The organism is Bacillus sp. JJ1521 (genome assembly GCF_036965165.1).
Classification (GTDB): domain Bacteria; phylum Bacillota; class Bacilli; order Bacillales; family Bacillaceae_L; genus Ferdinandcohnia.
The window spans coordinates 52,776-61,473 of the sequence record NZ_JBALOX010000067.1 but is presented as its reverse complement, the minus strand read 5'-3'; the positions used below and the strand labels follow the sequence as shown (position 1 = coordinate 61,473).

Here is an 8,698-nt window from a genome sequence, read left to right as displayed (position 1 = left end):
CGAAGTGGTCTTCATACCACTTATGAAGACCTTTCCGAACATGATTTTTGCTCGAAATGGGCTTCATCGAGCTTATGAAGGACATTCCGTACATGATTTTCACTCGAAATGGGCTTCATCGGGCTTATGAAGGACATTCCGCACAGGATTTTCACTCAAAAAGGGCTTCATGCTTACACAACACCAAAATTCACCGAACACCAAAAAGCCGATTCCCCGCAAATCAGGAAATCGGCCCCGCATTACAACGCTTCTTTTATCAATTTTTTATAGTACATTACGGACAAAATTCCGAAGACCGAATAGAGCAACGTGTAGAACACCATGACGATAATCATTGGTGTCCATAGCTCGGTTCCGAAGAAGAACCAGCCGGATTTTACGGCAAAGTAGCTGTGGCATAATCCCACGATTAACGGGATGCCGAAGTTAAACAATTGCTTCGCTTTGATTCCGTTTAATAAATCCGAGCGAGTAAATCCTAATTTACGAAGTATGGTGTAGTTCCCTTTTTCATCCTCGCCTTCATCCATTTGTTTGAAATAAAGGATGCAACCAGATGTAATTAAGAAGGTCAATCCGAGAAAGCCTACGATGAACATGATAAAGCCCATGTTTGATTTTTGCATAGTAAAAATATCAAGCTGTGACTCGTGGCCAGCCCATTGTCCTATTTCTGAGTCATTGAAGATTTGATTAGCCTCTTTTAGCTCTGATCTTTTGTCAATATCAATTCCTACATATATTGGAAACTCAGTCACAACTTCTGGGTCAATGTCTGCTGCTAATTGTTGATACACCGCGTCATCAACAATTGCAACTGGGAATCCACCGCCCGTTAATCGCAATGGAAGTATGCGTTTATCTTCATATTTACTGAAATTCAATTCGAATGTTTTGGTTTTTCCGGACATGCTGATTGGACCTGTTTTAAAGGTCATGAATGCTTGCATGGCGGAGTTGCTATTAACGAACACAGATTCATTTTCAGCCACATCAATATCCAAGACAAAACGGTCTGACACGACTGTCATCGGAGCTGTGAGATCGAGCATTTCTGTTTGTTCCATATCCAAAACATTCGTTAAATCCGTCTTCACACTCATCAAATCAATTTCTGTTTTCGTATAGCTAATGTGATCATTATCCAATAGATCCGTAAATTGTTTCGCTCGCTCCTCATTCGGAATCGAAAAGTCATTGACCACAGTCTCACCCGCTGCCTTTTCGGCAGAATAATACGAAATATAGGTGAGCGATAACAACCCGAGTGCCAATGCAGAAACGGTTGTAATCACTGTTAGTAAGATCGAATTCGATCTCATTCGAAACATGATTGACGACAAGGACAATACTTTATTAACAGACAGATATCCGTTATCCTTTTTACGAATCAGATTAAAAATTAACCGGATGGAGCCCTTGTAAAAGAAATACGTTCCGATGATTACAGAAGCAAGGATCACTAACATGACTAAAAACATTTGATCCATCATTTTAAAATGGCCGCTAAATAGTTCCGTAGATAAATAATAGCCAAAGATAACAAGCGCAAGTCCGAGAATCCCCATGATAACTTCAAGCGCAGAGACTTTTCGTTTTCTCTCCTCTGATGTTGAAGTCGAATGAAACAATGATAAAATCTGTTGTCTTTTAATGAATAACGCGTTCATTGCCATGATCACAACATAAATGGCCGCGAACACAATTACTGTTTGGACGAGTGCTTCTGTTGAAAATCGAAGTGCCGCAACCTCGTCGATTCCAATGATTTTCAAAAGAATCATCATTACGAGTTTTGATGAAACAAAGCCGAGGAAGATTCCAATGATCATTGAGCTAAAATACAAAATCATGTTTTCGACACTTAAAATCCAAAACGTTTTTCTTTTCGAAATTCCGACAAGCTGAAATAAACCAATTTCCTTGCCGCGGCGCTTAATAAAAAGGGTATTGGCATAAACAAGGAAGACCGTGACGATGGCGATAAGCATGACAGACGCAGCCTTCATCGCTGCAGCTCCTTTTATCGACCCCTCTGTTGCATCCATCGCTGAGTCATATTGCAGGGTCACAAAGGCAAAATACAATGAAACACTAAAAATAAGCGCAAACACATAAAGATAATAGTTTTTGATGTTCTTTAGTAGATTTCGAAAGATGAGGCTTTTAAAGCTCATGCTCTCACCCCACCTAACACAGCCTGCGTTTTAATAATGTCATTAAAGAAGTCCTGTCTACTCTCATCGCCACGATTTAATTTCGTAAAGATTTGTCCATCTCTGATAAAAATTACCCGGCTGCAATAGCTTGCTGCTTGGGGATCATGGGTGACCATGACAATCGTTGATTGCCGCTTTTCATTGAGATCAGCAAGTTTGTTAAGTAAATCTGAAGCCGTTTTTGAATCAAGTGCCCCAGTTGGTTCATCCGCAAAAATAATGCTCGGCTCATGAACGAAAGCACGTGCTGCCGAGGTACGCTGTTTCTGGCCACCTGAAATTTCATTTGGATACTTTTCCTTCACTTCAAAAATGCCTAATTCCTTTGCGACATCTTCAAACATGATTTGTGCGGCATTTGGAGAAATCTTGTTAACAGTCAGTGGCAGCATAATATTTTCTTTAACCGTCAATGTATCTAATAAATGGTATTCCTGAAAAATAAACCCGAGATGGCGTTTTCGAAACTCAGCTAAATCCTTATCCTTCATGCTCGTGAATTCCTTACCCTCCACTCGAATCGAACCTGAACTAACCCGGTCAATTGATGAAAGAACGTTCAGTAAAGTCGTTTTTCCAGAGCCTGACGGACCCATAATCCCTACAAACTCACCTTTTTTTACTTCTATATCAATTCCTTTTAAAACCTCTTGACGGTTCCACTTATTCCCGTATGTTTTTACAATTTTATTAGCCTCTAAAATATTCAATCTTATCAACTCCTTATCTCTATCATAGACAGAGTTCGGTCCCTTTTCCTTCGAATCAGCGAACAAAACATGAAAGCATGTGACAGTTTTGTCACATGCTTGTTAGCTTAAGAAAGTCATTTTTCTTCGGGAAAGTTAACCTAAAAGTCGTTCCTTCTCCATATATAGATTGGACATCCATTCGGATTTTTAACGATTTTGCTGCATTTTTTGTAAGGAAAAGTCCCATGCCAGTTGCGGCGTGATCCTGATGATCGGTTGTGGACGTGAAGCCTTTTTCGAAAATACGTGGAAGGTCCTTCTCCTTTATTCCCCGTCCGTAATCCTTGATTTCCAGGACTGTCGTGTCATTTTTTCGAAAGCCTCTAATTTCGATATCGGTATTTTCACTGTATTTCACCGCATTGGTAAGGATTTGACGTAAAATAAATTGTAGCCATTTCCCATCAGAGAACACCTCTGCCACCTCGAATGACACATCAAAACCAATTCCTTTTTGAAAGCACCATGATTGTAAGGAGCGTATTTCTGGGATGATCACTTTTTCCAAATCGACTTTTTCGATATAAAGGTCATTTTCCATAAAAGGCAGCCGTCGCTGATGCAGTTGTTGGTCTAGAAGCAAGTGGACCCTAAGCCATTCCGACATGAGCTGTTCCTTTAATTTGTGATCCTCGACTCTTTCAATCATTAATTGCATCGTTGTTAGTGGAGTCTTCACTTCATGAATCCACGACAATAACTCATCCTTTTCCAGCTCCACACTTGTGGCGTGACGGCTTATTTCTTTTATGTAAAAACGATGCTGCCGATTGAGTGTGGACTCTACCATTTTTTCAAATGGGGCCTTTCCTTCTTGAAGACTATCAACACCGACGCTAGGATCCCAGTCTTCGAAGTTTTTATAAAAAGAAAGTTCCCGATTGTAACGCACGATCAAAAATAAGACAAAAATGACAAAAAACACAAAAACAATATAGAGCATAGAACGAAATGATAAGGATGGATCGAGGTAGCCAATCAACAGGATTAACACTTGAAGGAAGCAGAAAAACAGGATCCAGCTGCGCCTTTCAATGAGAAATTTCATCATCATTTTGCGCCATCCTCTTCCCTTGCCAGATACCCTTGTCCAACTTTCGTTTCGATAGATTGGCCAAGTCCGATTTCTTCAAGTCGTTTTCTTAAGCGGTTGACGTTCACTGTTAGCGTGTTGTCACTCACAAACCGTTCGTCATCCCATAGGCTTTTGATGAGTTCCTCGCGGCTGACGATTCGGTTAACATGTTCGATTAGGATTTTCAAAATGAACATTTCATTTTTCGTTAGCTCAATCGTTCCATTGTCATTTTGCACTGTATTTTTCACGTAATCAACAGATGCTCCATTCCAAATTTTCAAATGGATTTGCTGCTCGAGGCTATAGTTGTAGACTCTTCTAAGGACAGCCTGGATTTTCGCAATGAGTACATCAAAATGAAACGGCTTCTGCACAAAATCATCGGCGCCAAGCTGCATCGACATCACCATATCTGTCGGATGGTCTCTTGATGATAGAAAAATAATCGGGACCTTCGAATGCGTTCGAATCATCCGACACCAATGAAAACCATCAAACTTCGGCAATTGAATATCAATTATGACCAAATCAGGCTGAATCGTTGTAAAATCCTTCATCACATTGCTGAAATCCTTAATCCCATACACATCATACGACCACTGCGACAACCGCTCCCGAATCTCACTAAATAACGTCACATCATCTTCAATCAACAAAATCTTAAACACAAAAACCACCATTTCCTTCCGGATCATTGGGACAGGTTCCGCGTCCCACCTTTTTATGGACAATTCCGCCTATGTCTATCGTTAGACTCTAGAATAAATCATACCATAATATCCCATAAAAAACTTTGGTTTCAGGTGTATCGTGGGTCCAATTTTATCCCAACGGAACCATAGGAACTGTCCCTATGGTTCATTTGTTGATGGCGCCCATGCCCATTATGTCGACTTTAACGGAAACATTGATATCTGCTTTTGAAAATGCTTCGCCCCAATTATTTTCTACTTTTTTAAATTGATTGTATTGATAAGCTCGAGCGTATAGCCCTAATCCGATCGGGTCAACTTGATGGCTCTGGATTTTTTTAAATAGTTTCTCATAATCTGTTTTCATTCGTTCTTCGATTATCTTCTGGAGTTTCTTTTCATCCGTATTCATGTCTACAGTTAATAAACTCTCGAGAATATTGACCGACATGGTGATTTTTAGATCGAATGTAAACCTATCCATGTCATATGATGTTTTAACTTTTGACCTTACATTATTTATGACAAAACTCAGATCGTCCTTGTGAAAAATCCCTTTCTCTACTTTGTCAGTTGGAATCGTGATGGACGTGAAACTGATGGGGTGTTTCTTTCGATGCTTAATAAAAAGCACTAACATTGATTCCGATAAATCAAGAAAATCTACATATTTTCCACGATCATCAAGCAACGCAGTACCTTTGACTTTAAGCTTTCCATCCTTTTTTACAACGGATAGGACTGGTGACAGGCCCTTCTCATAAAATGAAGAGTGGAGCTGTTGGAGAGTCCCTTTTTCTGTCCTTGTTCTTTTATAATTTTTATCGATGACATTCTTCAAATACATGACAAGCTGTGCATAGCTTTCTGGTTCATAGTTGATGACATCTTTAACCTCACCATCCACAACAACAACTCTCGAATTAATTGAAAAATTACTGTTCCGATACATTGTATCTAAGATAGGAAACCAGTCTTCATGTTCAACAACACGTTTTCCCAATAGCAAGATCTGAATTTTTGCTCCGGAAACCTCACCAGCAGTTTCCGCATCAAAATACTTCCTAGAATCTCGTATCGTATCCGCTTTAACCTGAAATGTCTCTGTTTGTGCTTTTGCGCCCTTACTAAAAACAGGATGGGACTCGAAAAAAATGAGGTTATTGTCCTTATCAAGATCAATCCCCAAGATAAAGACAATTGTTGTATCCTCCAATGGAACCTGGTACCCACAGCTTGCGAGCATCAATAGAAGTGGAATGATCAAAAAAATACGGAACCCACGTTTCATGATGAAGCCCTCCTTTTAAAAAGACCACGAATAAGGAGAATTGCCCATAAACCGATTGGGAAAGCATATGCAAAAATTAAACCTAGCAACTGTACTCCCTTTTGCCATTTCAGATCCATATTTAAGGATGGCGGAAAGAAAAACATATAAATGACCATAAATACGAGGAACCAGAATAACGGTTTTGTGTGTTCCTCCTGTCCAAATAGCCAACTTGTACTAAATACAGACATGAACATAAGTGGGACGACTGTCGAAGACATCACAAACAAATAAAATGCAAACAATACAACCTCTAATCGTTCAATAAAATTAAATTCAATCACCTTCAAGATGGTAATGGTGGGTTCATTATATCTTGTAATTTCATCTGGACTAAAAAAGGCAAATGAGACAATCGTAATAATCAAATAGGCAAACATAGTAATGGTATTCGCAATGATAACTCCAAGTGATGCCGATTGCTTATTTTGTAAAAACGGATATAGGAAAAAAGCAATTTCAAAGCCAATAAAGGTAAAAATAGTTGTTTTTACAGCAGTAAAAATTGGATACCATCCGTCCTTTATAATCGGAAGGAGATGTAACCAGTGGGCATCCTTCAAAGGAATTAAATATAAGATAATAGTCCAAAGCGTCATAAAAAAGACAACGACAGCATACCTACCTAAGATTTGAACATTGTTTCGGGCAAGCATATACGTTGGGATCGCTAACAATAAGATGAGTAGGTATAATTTCGTCCGAGGTAAGATCCAGGCTTGAATGAACACAACCTCCCTCGTAAACGTGACAAAAGCAAAGAAGCCAAAATACATAATAAATAAGAAGCCACCCAATTTACCAACCCACTTACCGAAGTAAAAAGTTATTAAATCAAGAATTGTTCCGTTAGGGTGTTTTTTCATAATTTGAATGATAATTAAACTACAAGTTACAGAAATGAAACAACCTAAAATAATCGCAATCCACCCATCTGTCCCTGCTTTTTCTGCTAATTCACGTGGGAGGCTTAGTACCCCCACCCCCATTTGAACACCATGGATTAATAAGATGAATTGTAATAATGAGATTTCTTTTCCTTTAACATTTATCATTTTTTGTCACCCTTTGGACGGCTTGTACCGGCCCTTTTTAATTGAATGGGCATTGAACTAAGCGGACGTCTGAAAATCGACCATTGCGGGAATCGAATAAATAAATCTTTCCAGTCTTGTATACGGAATGGCGATACCGGGCTTGCATAGGAGATACCAAGTGATTTTAGCTCAATCATATGAGCTACTAATGTCATGAAACCTACACTTAACCCCACAAAACCAAATACTGAGGCTGTGATCATCATTGGAAATCGAATCAGCCGGATGGAGGCCCCCATTTGATAATTTGGGATGATAAAAGAGGCAACTGCTGTTAAGGCGACAACAATGACCATAATATTACTCACGATACCCGCTTGTACGGCAGCCTGCCCAATCACAATACCACCGACGATTCCCACGGTTTGTCCAATTTTTGCAGGGAGTCGAATTCCTGCCTCACGTAGCATCTCCAAGGCAATTTCCATAATTAGCGCTTCAATGAACGGAGGAAATGGAACTCGCTCCCTTGAAACCCCAATCGACAAAAGCAATTTTAAGGGTATCACCTCGAAATGAAATGCAATGACCGCAATATAGGTAGCCGGCAGAAAAATAGCCATAAAAAAACCAGCATACCTTAACAGCCGCATAAAGGAGGCAACAAACCAACGTGACGTATAATCATCCATACTTTTAAAAAAGGAAAAAAATGTCGTAGGAGCCACGATAACATTTGGTGACCCATCAACCACGACCACGATTCTTCCTTCTAAAATTTCCGAAGCGGCAAAATCGCTACGCTCCGTTATAAGTATTTGCGGCAATGGAGAGTAGGGATTATCTTCTATGTATTCTTCAAGAACACCACAATTTAAAATACTATCAACCTTAATCTGCTTAATTCGAGTTTCAAGTACCTTAAGCAAATCTGGATTCGCAACATCGTCTAAATATAAAAGAGAGAGCTTTGTTTTCCCTCTTTCACCAACAGTATATTCTATTATTTTTAGACTTTGATTTTTAATATGCTTTCGTATGAGTGCAATGTTTGTGCTTCCTGCTTCAGTGAACCCAACGTGCTCTGCATAAATGGAGGATTCAATTGGTGTATCTTCCAATGAACGTTCAGGCCATTTCCCAGTGTCTAAAAGGTATGCCACTTCGGTCCCGTCCACAAATAACACACTTTTCCCCTGTAAAATTCCGTCTGTAATTTGTGACCATGTATTCACTTCTTTGATTTGACCAATTGATATCTTATGTGCTGGATCCTGGGTATCATCATCAAAATCGAATAAGAGTGGTTTAAACACATACTCATTGAGGACCTTACTATCTGCAAGCTCGTTTAAATAGACGAGTGTGGCCTTCGTCTTTGTTTGTTTAATCACAAGGTTTTTCACAACTAAATCAGGCGTCCCGCTGAAAATGTTTTGGATTTCATCAATGTTATCTACTAATTGCTCGGTAATCAGTTCTTTTTGGGGTCCAGAATCCTCTGTTTGATTTGATTCTTGATGCTGAATTTCCTTTTTCATTTTTTTAAAAAAAGACATACAAAACCCACCTACAAGTTGATAG

7 protein-coding genes are annotated in these 8,698 nt (G+C 39.3%); all 7 read right to left on the bottom strand.

Translation table 11 applies throughout. The features are described 5' to 3' along the window. Nucleotides 1-242: 242 nt before the first annotated feature. The 7 genes from V7147_RS10540 to V7147_RS10510 all read right to left on the bottom strand — a co-directional run bounded on the left by V7147_RS10540 (nt 243) and on the right by V7147_RS10510 (nt 8,673). A complete protein-coding gene (locus V7147_RS10540) occupies nt 243-2,180 on the bottom strand; it encodes an ABC transporter permease (RefSeq protein WP_335367813.1) in 1,938 nt (645 codons plus the stop codon). Further along, nucleotides 2,177-2,932 carry an ABC transporter ATP-binding protein gene (locus V7147_RS10535; RefSeq protein WP_335367812.1) on the bottom strand — a complete coding sequence of 252 codons (756 nt, stop codon included), beginning with the start codon at nt 2,930-2,932 and terminating at the stop codon, nt 2,177-2,179. Before V7147_RS10535 ends, V7147_RS10540 begins: the two co-directional genes overlap by 4 nt. 91 nt (nt 2,933-3,023) lie before the next feature. Further along, complete coding sequence (locus tag V7147_RS10530; protein ID WP_335367811.1) at nt 3,024-4,028, bottom strand: sensor histidine kinase; 1,005 nt, start codon at nt 4,026-4,028, stop codon at nt 3,024-3,026. Continuing rightward, entirely contained in the window at nt 4,025-4,720 is a 696-nt protein-coding gene (locus tag V7147_RS10525) for a response regulator transcription factor (protein ID WP_335367810.1), read from the bottom strand. The genes V7147_RS10530 and V7147_RS10525 overlap by 4 nt, the downstream gene beginning before the upstream one ends. 190 nt (nt 4,721-4,910) lie before the next feature. After that, nucleotides 4,911-6,035 (bottom strand): Ger(x)C family spore germination protein, encoded by a 1,125-nt coding sequence (locus V7147_RS10520; protein ID WP_335367809.1) that lies wholly within the window; start codon nt 6,033-6,035, stop codon nt 4,911-4,913. Then, a complete protein-coding gene (locus V7147_RS10515; protein WP_335367808.1) occupies nt 6,032-7,132 on the bottom strand; it encodes a GerAB/ArcD/ProY family transporter in 1,101 nt (366 codons plus the stop codon). Before V7147_RS10515 ends, V7147_RS10520 begins: the two co-directional genes overlap by 4 nt. Continuing rightward, entirely contained in the window at nt 7,129-8,673 is a 1,545-nt protein-coding gene (locus tag V7147_RS10510; RefSeq protein ID WP_335367807.1) for a spore germination protein, read from the bottom strand. Before V7147_RS10510 ends, V7147_RS10515 begins: the two co-directional genes overlap by 4 nt. Nucleotides 8,674-8,698 lie beyond the last annotated feature (25 nt).

Coding starts and splice junctions, on each gene's coding strand:
- V7147_RS10540 (WP_335367813.1), bottom strand. CDS start 2,180: ATGAGCTTTAAAAGCCTCATCTTTCGAAATCTACTAAAGAACATCAAA.
- V7147_RS10530 (WP_335367811.1), bottom strand. CDS start 4,028: ATGATGATGAAATTTCTCATTGAAAGGCGCAGCTGGATCCTGTTTTTC.
- V7147_RS10520 (WP_335367809.1), bottom strand. CDS start 6,035: ATGAAACGTGGGTTCCGTATTTTTTTGATCATTCCACTTCTATTGATG.
- V7147_RS10515 (WP_335367808.1), bottom strand. CDS start 7,132: ATGATAAATGTTAAAGGAAAAGAAATCTCATTATTACAATTCATCTTA.
- V7147_RS10510 (WP_335367807.1), bottom strand. CDS start 8,673: ATGTCTTTTTTTAAAAAAATGAAAAAGGAAATTCAGCATCAAGAATCA.